Here is a 16,241-nt window from a genome sequence, read left to right as displayed (position 1 = left end):
GCGCGGCCAGCACCGACGTGCACCTGCACGCGGTGCTGGCGGAGGAAGCACATGACCCTGATCACAAGGCTCGCACGCCTGGTCGTACTCGCCAGCGTGGTGGCGCTGGGCGCCTGCAAGCCGGCCAGCGAAGCGCCGCGCAACAGCGTATCGAGCGCCGACGGCGTGCTGCGCGACGGCAGCCTGAGCTACGCCGCCGAGGACTACCGCGAAGCCGCGCCAGGCAAGCCGGGCGGCACGCTGCGCATTTCCACGGCGTCCGACACCACCACCCTGGACGTGCATTCGATTTCCCACGGCAACGTGCAGTGGCTGGGGCGCATCCTGTTCGACTGCCTGCTGTACCAGGACGAGCAGGGCAACATCTCGCCGTGGCTGGCCAAGTCGTGGGACATCTCGCCGGACGGCAAGACCTACACCTTCCACCTGCGCGATGACGTGACCTTCAGCGACGGCGAGAAATTCAACGCCCGCGCCGTGCAGATCAACCTGGAGCACATGCGCGACCCGGCCACCAAGTCGCCGCTGGCCGCCGCGTACATCGCGCCCTACGTGAACGGGCGCATCGTCGACGAGTACACCTTCGAGGCGCACCTGCGCGAACCCTATTCGCCGTTCCTGGACGTGCTGGCGCAGTCCTGGCTGAGCATGATCTCGCCGCGCCAGATCCTCGAGGCGCCCAAGTCCATCGCCGAGCACGCCATCGGTTCGGGGCCCTTCGTGCTGGAAAGCTACACCCGCGACCAGGGCGCTACCTTCGTCAGGCGCAAGGGCTACAACTGGGCGCCGCCGGTGACCCGGCACAACGGCGAGGCGTACCTGGACCGCCTGGAGCTGAGCATCGTGCCCGAGCCGATGATCCGCTTCAGCGCGCTCGAGTCCGGCCAGTCGGACTTTACCGTGGACGCGCCGGCGCAGAACGCCAGGGCCATCCGCAGCAACCCCGACCTGCAGATGAGCAGCCGCATCCGCAAGGCCAACCCGTTTCGCAGCCTGACCTTCAACGTCGAGCAGTTCCCGTTCCAGGACGTGCAGGTGCGCCGCGCCGTGGCCAAGGCCATCGATCGCGACGGCCTGGCCTGGATCACCGGCTTTGGCGAGTACCAGCCCAAGGGCGATTTCCTGGCCGCCAACACCCGCTACTACGACCCCGCGTTCAAGGATGTGCTGGCTTATGACGTGGCCGAGGCCAACCGCATTCTCGACCAGGCCGGCTGGAGCGAACGTGACGCCAGGGGCTACCGGGTCAAGGACGGCCAGCGCCTGTCGGCGCGCCTGCTGATGTACGAGACCGGCGCCTTCCCCGGTAGCGTGGCAGTGGCCATCCAGGCCGACCTAAAGAAGGTCGGTTTCGAGCTGGCCATCGATCTGCTTCCCCTGGCCCAGGTCACCGAGCGTCGCTATGCCAGCAACTTTCAGGCAATCGCCGGCGGCTACTGGCACACCAACACCCCCGACGGGCTGTACATCCTCTATCACAGCAATGCGATCAGCACGCCCAAGCTCATCGGCCAGAACGCCGGGCGTTTTCGCGATGACGCCCTCGATGCGGCGCTGTCGGCGGCGCGCCGTTCCACCGACCCGGTGGAACTCGCCGCGCTGTACCGCACCGCGCAGCAACGCCTGGTGGAAACCGTGCCGGCCGTACCGGTGTACGAGAGCCATGTGCTGGTGGCCTACCGCAAGGCGGTCAAGGGCGTGATCTTCGATACCTCGCACAACACCCCGTTCTTCACCAGCGTATGGCTCGACCAGGAGGCCCGATGAACACCCTGCGCCTGATACTCCGTCGGCTGCTGGCCGGCATCGGCGTGCTCTGGGGCGCGGCGACCCTGACCTTCCTGGCCTTGAACCTGAGCGCCGGCGACCCGGCACTGGCCATCCTCGGCGGGCCGGAGGCGATGCCCAGTGCCGAGCTGATCGCCCAGGTGCGCGCCGAATACGGCCTGGACCAGCCGTTGATCGTGCAGTACGGCCATTACCTGGGGCGCCTGGCCCAGGGCGACCTGGGCGAGTCGTACCGCCTGCGCATCCCGGTGGGGCAGATCATCGCCGGGCAACTGGGCGCCACCGTGCAACTGTCGCTGGCCGCGGCGGTACTGGCGGTGCTGCTGGCCGTGCTGGTCGCGGTGCTCACCGCCAATCGCGCGCCATGGCTGCGCTCGCTGGTGTCGGGCACGGAGCTGGTGCTGTCGTCGGCGCCCTCGTTCGTGATCGGCCTGGGCCTGCTGCTGGTGTTCGCGTTCGGCTGGCACCTGCTGCCGCCGTCCGGCTCCAGCGGCTGGCAGGCGCTGATACTGCCGAGCGTGGCGCTGGCCTTGCCGGTGGCGGCGGTGCTCAGCCAGGTACTGCGCCAGGAACTGGAAGACATTCTCGAACAACCCTTCATCGCCATGGCGCGCGCCCGCGGCATGTCCGAAACCGGCGTGCGCCTCAAACACGCGCTGCGCCATGCACTGGTGTCGCTGGTGACCCTGTCCGGCTTCGTGTTCGCCAGCCTGCTCGGCGGTGCGGTGGTGATCGAGCTGCTGTTCTCGCGCCAGGGCATCGGCCGGCTGATGCTCGACGCCGCAACATCCAAGGACGTGCCGCTGCTGCTGGGCATCACCCTGCTGGCGGCGGCGATCTACGTGGTCGTGAACTTTCTCGTCGACCTGATCAATCACTGGGTGGACCCGCGTGCCAAGGCCGTGTGATGCCACCCCCAAGCAAGGACCTGTCATGACCCAATCCAATTCCTACACTGCGCTGCAGGCGCGCTTCAAGCCGCTGTTCGCACAGATCGGCGAGGGTGCGGTGGCGCGAGAACAGCAGCGCGAACTGGCCTTCGAGGCCGTGGCGTTGCTGCGCGATGCCGGCTTCACGGCGCTGCGCGTGCCCCAGGCGCATGGGGGGGCCGGCATCAGCCTGCCGGTGCTGTTTGGCCTGCTGATCGACCTGGCCGAGGCCGACTCCAACCTGCCGCAGATCGTGCGCGCGCACTTCGGTTTCGTCGAAGGGAGGCTGTCGGCCCGCGAACCGGCGTCCCAGGACTACTGGTTCGCCAAGGTGGTGGCCGGGCAGCTGTGGGGCGCGGCGATGGCCGAGCGCAGCGACAGCAGCACCAACTCGGTCAGCCTGGAGGCCGCCGAGGAGGGCTGGCGCCTGAACGGCGAGAAGTACTACTGCACCGGCACTATCTACGCCGACTGGGTGGCGGCCGTGGCCATGCACGACAAGGATTTCGTCAGCGTGGTGGTGGCAGTGGACGCCCCCGGCGTGACCCGTGAAGACGACTGGGACGGTTTCGGCCAGCGCCTGAGCGGCAGCGGCACCACACGCTTCGAGCAGGTGGCGGTGCCCGAGCAGCATGTGCTGCGCCGCTTCAAGCCCGGTGAGCTGCGCGCCGAGTCGTACATCTCGGCGTTCTACCAGCTGTTCCACCTCGCCACCCTGGCCGGCATCGCCCGCGCCGCGCTGCGCGATGCCACCGCCTTCGTCCAGGGCCGCACCCGCGCCTTCGGCGTGCCGGGCCAGTCCAGCCCCAAGGACGACCCGCTGGTGCAGCGGGTGATCGGACGCCTGTCGAGCCTGGCCTATGCCAGCGAAACCCTGGTGCTGGCTGCCGCCGAGGTACTCGAGCGGGTACACCAGGCCGAGCTGAACGACAGCGCCCAGGAAGCCGACTACGTCGAGGCCGATATCCGCACCTTCCAGGCCCAGCAGATCGTGCTGGAGCAGGTGCTGGAAGTCACCACCCTGCTGTTCGAGGTGGGCGGCGCGTCGGCCACCAGCCAGGCCCGGCGCCTGGACCGGCACTGGCGCAATGCGCGCACCCTGGCCTCGCACAACCCGGCGATCTACCGCGAGCGCGCGCTAGGCAACTACTACCTCAACGGCGTCAGCCCCGGTGCTGCCTGGCGTGCGCTGCATGCCCAGGACGGCACCACCGTGCGCGACGAAGCCAGCGCGGTGTAACCGCCTTCATTCAGGAGCAGCAGCCATGAGCCAGACCGCAAGACAGATGAGCATCGGCATGAACATCCTCGGCTTCGGCGCGCATGCCAGCGCCTGGCGCAAGGCCGAAGTACCGGCCAACGCCTACCTCGACGTCGAGTACTACCGCAACATCGCGCGCATTTCCGAGCGGGGGTGCCTGGACGCGATCTTCCTCGCCGACGGCCCGGCGCTGGCGGGCGACATCGCCCAGCACCCGGCCGGGCGCCTGGAACCGACCGTGCTGCTGACGGCCGTGGCCCTGGCCACCCGGCACATCGGGGTGATCGCCACCGCGTCCAGCAGCTACAACGACCCGTTCAACCTGGCGCGGCGCTTCAGCTCGCTGGACCACATCAGTGGCGGCCGGGCGGCCTGGAACGTGGTGACCAACGCCGGCGACGCCGCCGCGCAGAACTTCGGCCTGGCCGGTGCGCCGCGCCATGTGGACCGCTATGCGCGGGCCGACGAGTTCATCGACGTGACCCTCAAGCTGTGGGACAGCTGGGAGGACGACGCGATCATCGGCAACGCCGCCAGCGGCCAGTTCGCCGACCCGCACAAGGTGCACAGCATCGATTTCGTGGGCGCGCATTTTTCGGTCAAGGGGCCGCTCAACCTGCCGCGCTCGCCGCAAGGCCGGCCGGTGCTGGTACAGGCCGGCTCGTCCGAGGGCGGCAAGGCCCTGGGCTCGCGCTATGCCGACGCGATCTTCACCACCCAGACCACCTTGCCCGACGGCCAGGCGTTCTATCAGGAGATGAAACAGCGCGCACGCCAGTGGGGCCGCAACCCCGATCACCTGAAGATCATGCCGGGGCTGTCCACCGTGATCGCCAGCACCGAGGCCGAAGCCCGTGCGCGCTTCGATGAACTGAACGCCTACAGCGGCGAGGCGGGGCTGGTGCAGCAACTGGCGTTTCGCATCGGCCTGCCCCCCGACGAACTGGACCTGGACGCGCCGCTGCCGTGGGAGCGTATTGGCCCGGTCAGCGAATTCGAGCGCGGCTCGCACGGTTTTCTCGAAGCCCAGTTGAACCTGGCACGGCGCGAGAACCTGACCATCCGCGAACTGTCGCGGCGCATCCTGGTGGGCCACCGCCTGCTGGTGGGCACCCCGGAACAGGTCGCCGACACCCTGGAGCACTGGTTCCGCGCCGGCGCCGCCGATGGCTTCAACATCATGCCCGACATGTTCCCCTCGGGGGTCGAGGTGTTCGTCGACCAGGTGGTGCCGCTGCTGCAGCAGCGCGGGGTGTTCCGCCGTGAATACACCGGCAGCACCCTGCGCGACCACCTGGGCCTGCCGTACCCGGCCAGCCAGTACCAACGTGCGGCAGAGGCCGTCTGAACCGATTAGCGAGGCACACCCCATGAACTACCGCACACTGGGCAACAGCGACATCAAGGTCAGCGTCATCGGCCTGGGCACCATGACCTGGGGCCACCAGAACAGCGAGCAGGACGCCCACCAGCAGCTGGACCTGGCGCTGGACCACGGTGTCAACCTGGTCGACACCGCCGAGATGTACCCGACCCCGACCCATGCCGACACCTGGGGCAGCACCGAGCGCTTCATCGGCACCTGGCTGGCCCGGACCGGCCGGCGCAGCGATATCGTGCTGGCCAGCAAGATCGTCGGCCCCACGCGCAACCCCGGCAGCGGCACGCATATCCGCGATGGCCTCAGCCGCCACGACCGCGCCAACATCGTCGCCGCGCTGGACGGCAGCCTCAAGCGCCTGCAGACCGACCACCTGGACCTGTACCAGCTGCACTGGCCCGACCGCAGCACCAACTTCTTCGGCCAGCGCGAGTACCCGTATGTCGACGACCCGCAGGCCATTGCCATCGGCGAAACCCTGCAGGTGCTGGCCGAGCAGGTGCAGGCGGGCAAGGTCCGCCATATCGGCGTGTCCAACGAAACCCCGTGGGGGGTAGGGCAGTTCCTGCGCCAGGCCGAGGTGCTGGGGCTGCCGCGCATCGTCAGCATCCAGAACCCCTACAGCCTGCTCAACCGCCTGTACGAAGGCGGCCTGTCGGAATTCAGCCACCGCGAAGGGGTGGGCCTGCTGGCCTATTCGCCGCTGGCCTTCGGCGCGCTCACCGGCAAGTACCTGGGCGGTGCACGGCCTGAAGGTTCGCGCCTGTCGTCGGTGTACCGCACCTTCAACCGCTACGACAGCGCGTCGGCGCAGCAGGCCATTGCCGCCTACGTGGCACTGGCCCGCGAGCTGGACGTGAGCCCCGCGCAACTGGCCCTGGCTGCGGTGATCGGCAAGCCGTTCGTCAGCAGCGCCCTGACCGGGCAGACGAGCCTGGCGCAACTGCGCGAGAACATCGGCGCGCTTGAGCTGCAACTGAGCGGCGAGACCCTGGCGCGCATCGAGCAGATCCACGCGCACACCCCGAACCCGGCGCCCTGAGCCGCAACCCCTAGCCTGTGGAGGTGCCCATGGCGCCCATCAATCAAAGCGCGAGCGTCGGCCTGATTGCCGCCGAGCCGCTGTTCGTGGCCCGGCGGCGCAAGGTGCGGCGCTGGGCCATCCGCCCGGGCCTGGTGCTGGCCGGGCTGTTCGTGCTGCTGCTGGTGATTGCGGCCATCCAGCCGCACTGGCTGGTGGCGGGCGACCCGCTGGAGGCCAGTGCGCGCCAGGCGTTTCGTGCCCCCGACAGCCTGTACTGGCTGGGTACCGACGAAAACGGCCGCGACATCCTCACCCGGCTGGTGTACGCGGTGCGCCCGTCGCTGGTGCTGGGCCTGTCGGCCACCGCCATCGGCCTGCTGCTGGGCACCCTGTTCGGCCTGGCGGCGGGGCTCGGCCCGCGCTGGCTGGACGGTGCGGTGATGCGCGGGGTGGATGTGCTGCTGGCATTCCCCGACCTGCTGCTGGCCCTGGTGATCATCACCTTCTTCGGCCAGGGCCAGTTGAACACCATCATTGCCGTGGGCATCGCCAGCGTGCCGCGCTATGCACGCCTGGTGCGCGCACAGGCCCTGGTGGTGCGCGGTGCCGGCTACGTCGAGGCCGCCACCACCCTGGGCCTGGGCCGGCACGCGGTGATCCTGCGCCATGTACTGCCCAATGCGATCAAGCCGATCCTGATCCTGGCCACCATCGGCATCGGCGGCAACATCGTCTCGGGCGCGGCCCTGAGCTTTCTGGGCTTTGGCGCGCCGCCGCCGGAGCCGGAGTGGGGCGGCATGCTCGCCGTGGGCCGCAACTACCTGGCCAACGCCTGGTGGCTGGTGGCCTGGCCCGCCCTGGCAATCACATTGACCGTGGTCTCGATCAGTACGATCGGCCGCGAACTGCTGCGCCGCAGCGAAGGTAAACGCCCATGAGTCGCGCACCGCTTATCGATGTACAGGACCTGCACGTGCGCTTTGGCGCCCAGGCCGTGCCCACCCTCAAGGGCATCAGCTTCCAGTTGCACCAGGGCGAGTGCCTGGCGCTGGTGGGCGAGTCGGGGTCGGGCAAGAGTGTCACTTCACGCACGCTGGCCGGGCTGACCGGCGCCCATGCCCAGGTGCAGGCCAGCCGCCTGGACTTTGCCGGGCACGACCTGCGCGAGTTCGACGAGCGCACCTGGCGCCAGGTGCGCGGCGCGCAGATCGGCTTCGTGATGCAGGATGCCCTGGGCGCGCTGGACCCCTTGCGCCCGGTGGGCAAGGAGATTGCCGAGCCGCTGCAGCTGCATACCGGGCTCGACCGCGCGCAGCGCCAGGCCAGGGTGATCGAGCTGCTGCGCGCCGTCGGCGTGCCGCAGCCGGAACTGCGCGCCCGCCAGTACCCGTATCAACTGTCGGGCGGGCTGCGCCAGCGGGCGCTGATCGCCTCGGCCATCGCCTGCAACCCGCGCCTGTTGATTGCCGACGAGCCGACCACCGCGCTGGACGCCACGGTACAGGCGCAGGTGCTGAGCCTGCTCGAATCGCTGCGCGGCGAGAACACCGCGATGCTGATCGTGAGCCACGACCTGGCGGTGGTGTCGCGCCTGGCCAACCGCGTGGCGGTGATGCACAACGGCGTGATCGTCGAGCAGGGCAGCGTCGAGGCGGTGCTGCACGACCCGCAGCACCCCTACACGCAGTTTCTACTGCGTGCCGGCCGGGCGGTGCACTTTCGGCGCACGCCGGGGGCAGCACGAACGCCGTTGGCCATCGTGGCGCCGACCCAGGAGCCACCGCTGTTGCAGGTGCGCCAGCTGAGCAAGGCGTTCAAGGGCCCGGACGGGCAGATGCGCACCGTGGTCAACCAGGTGTCGCTGCAACTGCGCCGCGGCAAGACCCTGGGCATCGTCGGCGAGTCGGGCTCGGGCAAGACCACCCTCACTCGCATGATCCTGGGCCTGGAAACCCCCGACAGCGGCGATATCCAGATCAAGGGCCAGCCCTGGCTGAAGCTTTCCGAGGCGCACAAGCGTCAGTTGCGGCGCAGCATCCAGGTGGTGTTCCAGGACCCGCTGAGCTCCTTCGACCCACGCTACAACGTGCAGCGCGTGCTGTTCGAGGCGCTGGAGGTGGCCGGGCACAAGCGCGCCGACTGGCGCAGGCGGGCCGAGGAACTGCTGGGCCTGGTACGCCTGGACGCGGCGCTGCTCGACCGGCGCCCCATCGAGCTGTCGGGCGGGCAGCGCCAGCGCATCGCGATTGCCCGCGCGCTGGCCGCCGGGCCGCAGATTCTGGTGTGCGACGAGCCGGTGTCGGCGCTGGACGTGTCGGTACAGGCGCAGATCCTCGAACTGCTCGACGACCTCAAGCAGCGCCTGGGCCTGGCGTGCCTGTTCATCTCCCACGACCTGGGGGTGATCAACCAGGTCAGCGACGAGGTGCTGGTGATGAAGGACGGCGTGGCGGTGGAGAGCGGGGCGGTACGCGACGTGTTCGACCACCCGCAGCATCCCTACACCCTGGCCTTGCTGGAGGCCATTCCGCACCTGGAAAGCGGCCGTCGTACCTCGTTCGAATTCCTCAAGTTGGCGATCTGAACCATGAGCCTGCATTTCTCGACCCGCCACACGCCGCGACGACGGCTGCACCACTGGAAGATCGACCACCTGCCGGACACGCCGCTGGCCTTCGTGCGCCTGTGCATCGGCAATTACAAGGTCTGGTACTCAAGCATCCTGCTGTTGCAGTGCATCGCCGTGGTCAGCGCGGTGCTGATCCCCTGGGCGCTGGGCCTGATCACCCGGCAGGTGACCGAGGCCGCCTCGGTGCATGCCGCGCTGCCGGGGCTGGTGGCGCCCCTGAGCCTGTTCGGCACGCTGCTGGTGCTGGAACTGCTGAGCGCCCGCAGCGCCGCCGCCTGCCACATCAAGGTGCTGCCGCTGCAGCGGCGAACCGTGACCCATGCCTTGTTCGCCTACCTGCAACGCCATTCCCAGCGCTTTGTCAGCAGCGAGTTCGCCGGGGCGCTGGCGCACCGCATCGCCGAGGTGGCGCTGGGGGTCAACCAGACCCTGGGCATCCTGCTGTTCGACATGCTCGGCCTGGCGCTGACCCTGAGCCTGGCCACCGCCTTGCTGTGGAGCGCCTCGGGCCTGCTGGCCGCGTTCATGCTCGGCTGGTCGCTGCTGTTCATTGGCATTTGCTATGTCCTGGCGCGGCGCAGCCACCCGCTGGCGCAGCAGTATTCGGCGGCGCGCAGCACCAGCAACGGCAAGGTGGTGGACGCGGTGAGCAACCTCACCAACATCCGCCTGTTCGCCCGCCAGCCGTTCGAGCACGGCTACCTGGGGCACTACCTTGACCGCGAGGTGGACGCGGCCTACCGCTCGTTCTGGTACATGGAGAAGATCCGCTGGTTCCAGTCGGCCGGCGGCGTGGCCCTCAAGCTGGGCATGCTGGGGCTTGCGCTGCAGCAGTGGTACGTGGGGCGCATCGACATCGCCACCTTCGTCATGGCCACCAGCCTGTCGCTGCTGATCATCAATGACGTGAGCAACCTGTCGCGGCGCTTTCTGGAGTTCTTCGAGGCCACCGGCAACATCGCCAACGGCGTGCGCACCCTGGTGCGGCCCCACGAGGTGGTGGACCTTCCCGGCGCACGGGCGCTGCCGCCGGTGCGCGGCGACATCGAGTTTCGCGACGTGAGCTTCGGCTATGCGCCCGACAAGCCGATCTTCCAGCACCTGAACCTGGTGATCCCGGCGGGGCAGACCGTGGGCCTGGTGGGCACCTCGGGCTCGGGCAAGTCGAGCCTGCTCAACCTGCTGCTGCGCCTGTACGACGTCAACAGCGGCCAGGTGCTGGTGGATGGACGCGATGTGCGCGAAGTGACCCAGCATTCGCTGCACCAGCAGATCGGCCTGATCCCCCAGGAACCTGGCCTGTTCCACCGCAGCATCGGCGAGAACATCCACTACGGGCGCCTGGAGGCCAGCTTCGAGGACGTGGTGCATGCCAGCCGCCGCGCCGGCGCCGACGACTTCATCGACAGCATGGAACACGGCTACGACTCGCTGGTGGGCGAGCGCGGGGTCAAGTTGTCGGGTGGCCAGCGCCAGCGCATCGCGATTGCCCGGGTGCTGCTCAAGAACGCCCCGATCCTGGTGATGGACGAAGCCACCTCCAGCCTGGACTCGCTCACCGAGCGTTTCATCCAGGAAAAACTCGACGAAATCATGCACGGCAAGACCGTGCTGGTGGTCGCGCACCGTTTGTCCACGGTGGCGCACCTGGACCGCATCCTGGTGTTCGACAAGGGCCGCCTGATCGAGGACGGCAACCATGCACAACTGCTGCGCCAGCGCGGCCAGTACCACCGGTTGTGGAGTCGCCAGGCCGCTGGCCAGTTCGACGAAACACCCGCTACCGAATCTGCCTGAGAGTTTTCAAACGCCCAAGGAGGCGCCCATGCCGCATTTGTCCGAAGTCCCCAAACACGCCCCCCAACACGCACTGACCAGCGTTGCGCACCTGCATCAACGCCTGGATGCCTTGCTTCCCGAGATTGCGGCCGGTGCAGCCGAGCGTGAACGTGAGCGCCAGCTGCCGTATGACGCCATACGCCAGCTGGCCGCTGCAGGGCTCTATACCGTACGCATCCCGCTCGCCTACGGTGGCCCCGGCGGCTCGGTGAGCGACGTGATCGGCCTGCTGCTGCGGGTGGCCTCGGTGGACTCCAATGTGGCCCAGGCCCTGCGCCCGGGCTTTGCCTTCGTCGAAGGGCTGCTGGCCGCCGACCATAGCGGTGCAGAGCAGGAACGCCAGCGCTGGTTCGCGCGCTACCTGGACGGCGCCGTGCTGGGCAACGCAGGCTGGGAGGTGGGCGGCGCCAATGGCGCGATCAGCGCACGCATCGTGCCCGATGGCGAGCACTTTCGCGTCAGCGGCAGCAAGTACTACAGCACGGGCGCGCTGTACGCCGACTGGGTCAGCGCCGTGGCGCTGGACGAACAGGACAGGCCGGTGTCGTTCGTGCTGCCGCGCGATCGCCTGGGCCTGGAGCTGGTGGACGACTTCGACGCCATGGGCCAGCGCCTGACCGCCAGTGGCACCACGCGCCTGAACGATGTGCAGGTGCTGGCCAGCGAGATCCGTCCGCGCACCGTGGAGGAGGGCAAGCGCACAATCGTCACCCCGTTTCTGCAGTTGTTCCTCGCCACCGTGGAGGCCGGCATCGCGCGCAATGCCCAGGAGGATGCAGTGCGCTTTGCCCGCGAGCATGCGCGACCGATCAAGCACAGCAGCGCCAGCCAGTCGGTGGACGACCCCTATGTGCAACTGAGCGTGGGCGAAGTGGCCGCGCGCGCCTTCACCGCCGAAGCGGTGGTGCTCAAGGCTGCAGCGGTGATCGACCGCGCCTGGGCCCTGCAACTGGACCCGCAGGCGGTGGATCAGGCCGCCATCGACGTGGCCCAGGCCCAGTACATTGCCGCCGAATCGGCGCTGCGGGCCGCCGAGCTGCTGTTCGATGTGGGCGGTGCGTCCACCACCGGGCGCAGCCACAACCTCGACCGGCACTGGCGCAACGCGCGTACGGTGGCCAACCACAACCCGCGCCACTGGAAGGCCTCGGCGGTCGGCACCTGGTACCTCAAGGGCACGCCGCCGCCGACCTCGGGGCTGTTCTGAGTGACCATGGCCGAACCCCTGCCGGCCTTGCGGCCGGTTTCGCGCAAGGTGCCGATGATCATCGGCTGCGCGCTGTGCATGGAACTGATCGACTCCACCGTGGTGATGACGGCCTTGCCGCAGATGGCCAGCGACTTCGGCGCGCCGAGCGTGCGCATGAACCTGGTGGTGTCGCTGTACATGCTGGCCGCCGCGCTGTGCGTGCCGGTCAGTGGCTGGGCCGCCGACCGCTTCGGCCCACGACGGCTGTTCGTGGTGGCGATCGTGCTGTTCATCGTGTCGTCGCTGGCCTGCGCGGCCTCCACCTCGCTGCTGCAGCTGTGCCTGGCGCGCATGCTGCAAGGCGCGGCGGGGGCGATGATGGTGCCGGTGGGGCAGGTGATCCTGCTGCGCTGGTCGCCGCGCGAAGACCTGATGCGCAACCTGTCGTACCTGACCATTCCGGCGCTGATCGGGCCGATGATCGGGCCGCCGCTGGGCGGGCTGATGGTGACGTTCGTGTCGTGGCACTGGATCTTCCTGATCAACCTGCCCATCGGCCTGGTGGGCATCGTGCTGGTGCTGCGCCATGTACCGCATTATCCCGGGGTTCGTGCGCGGGCACTGGATGTGCGCGGGCTGCTGCTCAGCGGCACCGCGCTGGGGGCGCTGGTGTTCGGTTTCGAGGCGCTGGGCCACGGCCTGCTGCCGCGAGCGTGGGTGGCGGTGATGATCGCGGCGGGGCTGCTGTGCGGCGCGTGGTACATCCGCCATGCACGGCGCTGCGCCGAACCGCTGCTGGACTTGTCGCTGCTGCGCATTCCCAGCTACCGCATCAGCTTCTGGGGCGGCAACCTGCTGCGCCTGGGCACCTCGTCTGGCCCGTTCCTGCTGGTGCTGATGTTTCAGCTGTGCTTTGGCCTGAGCCCGCTGCATGCGGGGCTGCTGACCCTGGCGGGCGGCGCGGGGGCGTTTCTGATGAAGCTGCTGGCAGTGCGCGTGGTGCGCCGCTTCGGCATCCGTCGCACGCTGACCGGCAATGCGCTGCTCACCGGGCTGACCCTGGGGGCCTGTGCCAGCTTTACCAGCGATACGCCGTACTGGGTGATCGTGCTGATGCTGTTCGCCAGCGCAGTGATCCGTTCGCTGCAGTTCAGCACCCTGGGCGCGCTGACCTATGCGGATGTACCGGCGGCGCTGAGCAGCCGGGCCAGCAGCCTGTCGGCGATGACAGTGCAGTTGAGCATGAGCCTGTCGGTGGGGCTGGCCGCCTCGCTGCTGGGGGTGCTGATGAACCTGCGCGGGCACGCCACCCCCGTCACCAGCGACGTGGCCTGGGTGATGCTGCTGTGCGGGCTGGCGTGCATGGCCTCGGCACTGGTGTTCCGGCGCCTGGCAGCGGACGCCGGCAATGCGGTGTATGCCGCGCGTGGCTGATCAGATCGACAGGTTGAGCACCCGCTCGCCCTGGGTGGCGCCAGTGGGCCGGCGGCGATTGACCGCCAGTTCGCCGATCTTGATCAGGCGGGTACGCGTGACATTGCGGGTCAGGCCCAGCAGGTTGGCGGTGTGCACCTGGTTGTAGTGGCTGAAGCGGTAGGCCGCGCGCAACAGCGCGTCCTCGACCTGTTCGTGCAACGCGCCGGCCTGTTCCTCGAAGAGTTTCTGGAAGGCCCGTTCGAGCAGCGCCTGGGCCGAGTCGTCCTGGCTGGGGCTGTCGTCCTGGCGTTCGATGCGCATGTTCGACAGGCGCAGGTCGTCGTGCTCGATCAGGCCGTCGCGGCAGATCAGCAGGGTATGGTGGATGACGTTTTCCAGCTCGCGGATGTTGCCCGGCCAGCCGTAGGTGCGCAGCTTGTGCTCGGCCTGGGCGCTCAGGCGCACCTGGCCGTAGCCCAGGCGCTGGCTGTAGGCATCGATGAAGTGGCGGGTCAGCGGCAGGATGTCGCCGGGGCGTTCGCGCAGCGGCACCAGCTCCAGGCTGACCACGTCCAGACGGTAATAGAGGTCTTCGCGAAAGTGCCCGGCATTGATCGCCTTTTCCAGCTGCACGTTGGTGGCGGCCAGTACCCGCACATCGATGGGAATGCTCTTGCGCGAGCCCAGGCGCACCACTTCGCGCTCCTGCAGCACGCGCAGCAGCTTGACCTGGATCGGCATCGGCAGGTCGCCGATCTCGTCGAGGAACAGGGTGCCGCCGTTGGCTTCTTCGAACCAGCCGGCCTTGGCCGCCAGGGCGCCGGTGAAGGCGCCTTTCTCGTGGCCGAACAGCTCGGCCTCGACCAGCGATTCGGAAAACGCGCCGCAGTTGACGGCCACGAACGGCTTGTCACGTCGCCCGCTCAGGTTGTGAATGTGGCGCGCCACCAGCTCTTTGCCGGTACCGGTCTCGCCGATGATCAGCACGCTGGCTTCGCTGGGCGCCACCTGTTGCAGGTGCGCCAGCAGCGCACGTGACTTGGGGTCTTCGAACACCTGCGCGGTGGCGCGGATCGAGGTGGCCAACGCGGGCGAAGGCGGTAGGGTCAACAATTGCATGGCAGTCACACTATGAATAGAACGTCGGAATCGGCAGGCGCTGGTTCAAGGCCCAGTCGCCCAGTTCGTGGAGTTTGTAATCCAGCGGGTCGTGCAGGCTCTGGGTGCGCAGGTTGCGCCAGTGCCGGTCGAGCCCCACTGAGGCCTGCGTGGCGCGGGCGCCGGTGACCTCGAAGACCTTGCTGCACAGCTCCAGGCCGTCGCGGCTGGCCGCCACCTTGGCGGTGGCGATGGCCACCGCCACGCGGCCGCGCTGGTCTGCGCCAAGCGCGGCGCCCTTGGCCCAGGCCCGGTCGAGTTCGCCGGCGGCGTTGTCGAGCAGCAGCCGGGCGCCTTGCAGGCGTACCCAGAAGTCGCCGAAGTGGCCCAGTACATAAGGATCGTCGCGGCTATCAAGGGCTGTGGACTTGAACCAGGGCCGGGTCTCGTTGAGGGTGTACTGGCGCGCTTCTTCGAACGCGCCTTCGGCGATGCCCAGGCAGATGTTGGCGAAATGCAGCTGGGCGATCAGCGGCCGCAGGCAGGCGAACGGCGTGCTCAGCGGGCCGGGGTCGAGCAGCAGGTCGCCTTCCTCCACGCGTACCCGTTCGAAGGTGGCGCTGCCGCTGTCGGTCTGGCGCTGGCCCATGTTGTGCCAGTCGTCGTGCAGGGTGATGCCGGTGCGACCGCTGGGTATCGCGGCAATCAGCAGCTTGCCCCCGGCCGCCTCGTCCACGGCCGAGGCAATCAGCATTTGTGAATCGCTGGCGCCCGAGCAGAAGCTCTTCTTGCCGGAGAATTCACGCCAGCTGCCGTGGTGCTTGACGATGGTGCGGGTGTCGAGGGGGTTGAGGGCATTGCCCCAGAACCAGTTCTTGCGCGCCGTCAGCTCGTACCAGGGCTGCCATTGCGAAGGTGCGCCGAACAGACGCACGGTGGCCAGCATCAGGTGGTGAAAGCCGAACACATGGGCAATCGAGCTGTCGACCCGGGCGAATTCGCGCACCACATCGAAGGTCTGGCTCCAGGTGGCGTTCAGCCCGCCGAACTCGCGGGGGATGCTCAGGGCCAGCAGGCCGCTGGCACGCAGGGCATCGCGTTCGGCCTTGGGCGTGCCGCCCTTGCGGTCGCGCTCTACCACGCTGCGGCTGAATGTCTGGGCCAGGTCGCGGGCAATCTGCAGCGGGGTCGATCGAGGGGTATGCAACGTGGCGCTCACGCGGGTTACCTGTGCAAAAAGGTTCGGGCCTAAAGGCCGGGCCCTGTCGATGCTAAATGATCTAAAAAACCTTAAATAAATAACGTTTAGGAATGTTGATATACAGCTTTTCATATTCCATACGGATCTATATTTGTCGTTATTTATTCTTTTTGATTTTTATCTTTGCGGTGCACTCTGCATTCACGCACTGCAACGACGGTGCTCCCAACTGCTAAGGAGCCACACCATGACCATCAAGGCGATCAACGTACGTAACCAGTTCAAGGGCACCATCAAGGAGATCATCGAGGGGCCGGTGGTCTCGGAAATCGACGTGCAGACCCAGGCCGGCATCGTCACCTCGGTGATCACCACGCGGTCGGTGCATGAGCTGGAACTGAGGATTGGCAGCGAGGTGATCGCGTTCGTGAAATCGACCGAGGTGTCGATCGCGAAGCTGTGAGAGGGGTGTGACGGTGAGCGCCG

General features: G+C 67.9%; 13 protein-coding genes. 11 read left to right on the top strand and 2 right to left on the bottom strand.

What is annotated here, in order from left to right; genetic code table 11:
* Window positions 1-51 precede the first annotated feature (51 nt).
* Genes MF6396_RS16790 through MF6396_RS16745 form a run of 10 tightly spaced genes read left to right on the top strand, consistent with a single transcriptional unit; the run spans window position 52 to window position 13,474 of the window.
* Window positions 52-1,767 (top strand): ABC transporter substrate-binding protein, encoded by a 1,716-nt coding sequence (locus tag MF6396_RS16790; protein ID WP_078480995.1) that lies wholly within the window; start codon window positions 52-54, stop codon window positions 1,765-1,767.
* The gene (locus MF6396_RS16785) at window positions 1,764-2,696 is read left to right on the top strand and encodes an ABC transporter permease (RefSeq protein ID WP_054914524.1); all 933 of its coding nucleotides are present in this window, start codon (window positions 1,764-1,766) and stop codon (window positions 2,694-2,696) included. Before MF6396_RS16790 ends, MF6396_RS16785 begins: the two co-directional genes overlap by 4 nt.
* A gap of 25 nt (window positions 2,697-2,721) precedes the next feature.
* Window positions 2,722-3,957 (top strand): acyl-CoA dehydrogenase family protein, encoded by a 1,236-nt coding sequence (locus MF6396_RS16780; protein WP_058540179.1) that lies wholly within the window; start codon window positions 2,722-2,724, stop codon window positions 3,955-3,957.
* A gap of 25 nt (window positions 3,958-3,982) precedes the next feature.
* The gene (locus tag MF6396_RS16775; protein WP_078480994.1) at window positions 3,983-5,326 is read left to right on the top strand and encodes an LLM class flavin-dependent oxidoreductase; all 1,344 of its coding nucleotides are present in this window, start codon (window positions 3,983-3,985) and stop codon (window positions 5,324-5,326) included.
* A gap of 22 nt (window positions 5,327-5,348) precedes the next feature.
* The gene (locus tag MF6396_RS16770; protein WP_078480993.1) at window positions 5,349-6,401 is read left to right on the top strand and encodes an NADP(H)-dependent aldo-keto reductase; all 1,053 of its coding nucleotides are present in this window, start codon (window positions 5,349-5,351) and stop codon (window positions 6,399-6,401) included.
* 29 nt (window positions 6,402-6,430) lie between these two features.
* Entirely contained in the window at window positions 6,431-7,321 is an 891-nt protein-coding gene (locus MF6396_RS16765) for an ABC transporter permease (protein ID WP_063611979.1), read from the top strand.
* Window positions 7,318-8,967: a dipeptide ABC transporter ATP-binding protein gene (locus MF6396_RS16760; protein WP_058540182.1), complete on the top strand. Its 1,650-nt coding sequence runs from the start codon at window positions 7,318-7,320 to the stop codon at window positions 8,965-8,967. Before MF6396_RS16765 ends, MF6396_RS16760 begins: the two co-directional genes overlap by 4 nt.
* A 3-nt stretch (window positions 8,968-8,970) precedes the next feature.
* Window positions 8,971-10,809, top strand: coding sequence for an ABC transporter ATP-binding protein (locus MF6396_RS16755; RefSeq protein ID WP_078480991.1), 1,839 nt, complete (start codon window positions 8,971-8,973; stop codon window positions 10,807-10,809).
* Between the two features lie 28 nt (window positions 10,810-10,837).
* A complete protein-coding gene (locus tag MF6396_RS16750) occupies window positions 10,838-12,058 on the top strand; it encodes an acyl-CoA dehydrogenase family protein (RefSeq protein WP_043862769.1) in 1,221 nt (406 codons plus the stop codon).
* A 6-nt stretch (window positions 12,059-12,064) separates the two neighbouring features.
* Window positions 12,065-13,474 carry an MFS transporter gene (locus MF6396_RS16745; RefSeq protein ID WP_238596448.1) on the top strand — a complete coding sequence of 470 codons (1,410 nt, stop codon included), beginning with the start codon at window positions 12,065-12,067 and terminating at the stop codon, window positions 13,472-13,474.
* On the opposite strand, the gene MF6396_RS16740 is transcribed toward MF6396_RS16745, so the two are convergent.
* Both MF6396_RS16740 and MF6396_RS16735 read right to left on the bottom strand, forming a co-directional pair.
* The gene (locus MF6396_RS16740; RefSeq protein ID WP_043862771.1) at window positions 13,475-14,575 is read right to left on the bottom strand and encodes a sigma-54 interaction domain-containing protein; all 1,101 of its coding nucleotides are present in this window, start codon (window positions 14,573-14,575) and stop codon (window positions 13,475-13,477) included. It lies immediately after the preceding gene.
* A gap of 10 nt (window positions 14,576-14,585) precedes the next feature.
* On the bottom strand, window positions 14,586-15,761 hold the full coding sequence (locus MF6396_RS16735; protein WP_213086009.1) for an acyl-CoA dehydrogenase family protein: 1,176 nt from the start codon (window positions 15,759-15,761) through the stop codon (window positions 14,586-14,588).
* 241 nt (window positions 15,762-16,002) lie between these two features.
* Between MF6396_RS16735 and MF6396_RS16730 the strand changes: the two genes are divergently transcribed.
* Complete coding sequence (locus MF6396_RS16730; protein WP_043862773.1) at window positions 16,003-16,218, top strand: TOBE domain-containing protein; 216 nt, start codon at window positions 16,003-16,005, stop codon at window positions 16,216-16,218.
* Window positions 16,219-16,241 lie beyond the last annotated feature (23 nt).

This window comes from Pseudomonas sp. MF6396 (assembly GCF_002018915.1).
GTDB classification, from domain to species: Bacteria; Pseudomonadota; Gammaproteobacteria; order Pseudomonadales; family Pseudomonadaceae; genus Aquipseudomonas; species Aquipseudomonas palmensis.
This window is presented reverse-complemented; position numbering and strand designations above follow the sequence as displayed.

Coding starts and splice junctions, on each gene's coding strand:
- MF6396_RS16790 (WP_078480995.1), top strand. CDS start 52: ATGACCCTGATCACAAGGCTCGCACGCCTGGTCGTACTCGCCAGCGTG.
- MF6396_RS16785 (WP_054914524.1), top strand. CDS start 1,764: ATGAACACCCTGCGCCTGATACTCCGTCGGCTGCTGGCCGGCATCGGC.
- MF6396_RS16780 (WP_058540179.1), top strand. CDS start 2,722: ATGACCCAATCCAATTCCTACACTGCGCTGCAGGCGCGCTTCAAGCCG.
- MF6396_RS16775 (WP_078480994.1), top strand. CDS start 3,983: ATGAGCCAGACCGCAAGACAGATGAGCATCGGCATGAACATCCTCGGC.
- MF6396_RS16770 (WP_078480993.1), top strand. CDS start 5,349: ATGAACTACCGCACACTGGGCAACAGCGACATCAAGGTCAGCGTCATC.
- MF6396_RS16765 (WP_063611979.1), top strand. CDS start 6,431: ATGGCGCCCATCAATCAAAGCGCGAGCGTCGGCCTGATTGCCGCCGAG.
- MF6396_RS16760 (WP_058540182.1), top strand. CDS start 7,318: ATGAGTCGCGCACCGCTTATCGATGTACAGGACCTGCACGTGCGCTTT.
- MF6396_RS16755 (WP_078480991.1), top strand. CDS start 8,971: ATGAGCCTGCATTTCTCGACCCGCCACACGCCGCGACGACGGCTGCAC.
- MF6396_RS16750 (WP_043862769.1), top strand. CDS start 10,838: ATGCCGCATTTGTCCGAAGTCCCCAAACACGCCCCCCAACACGCACTG.
- MF6396_RS16745 (WP_238596448.1), top strand. CDS start 12,065: ATGGCCGAACCCCTGCCGGCCTTGCGGCCGGTTTCGCGCAAGGTGCCG.
- MF6396_RS16740 (WP_043862771.1), bottom strand. CDS start 14,575: ATGCAATTGTTGACCCTACCGCCTTCGCCCGCGTTGGCCACCTCGATC.
- MF6396_RS16730 (WP_043862773.1), top strand. CDS start 16,003: ATGACCATCAAGGCGATCAACGTACGTAACCAGTTCAAGGGCACCATC.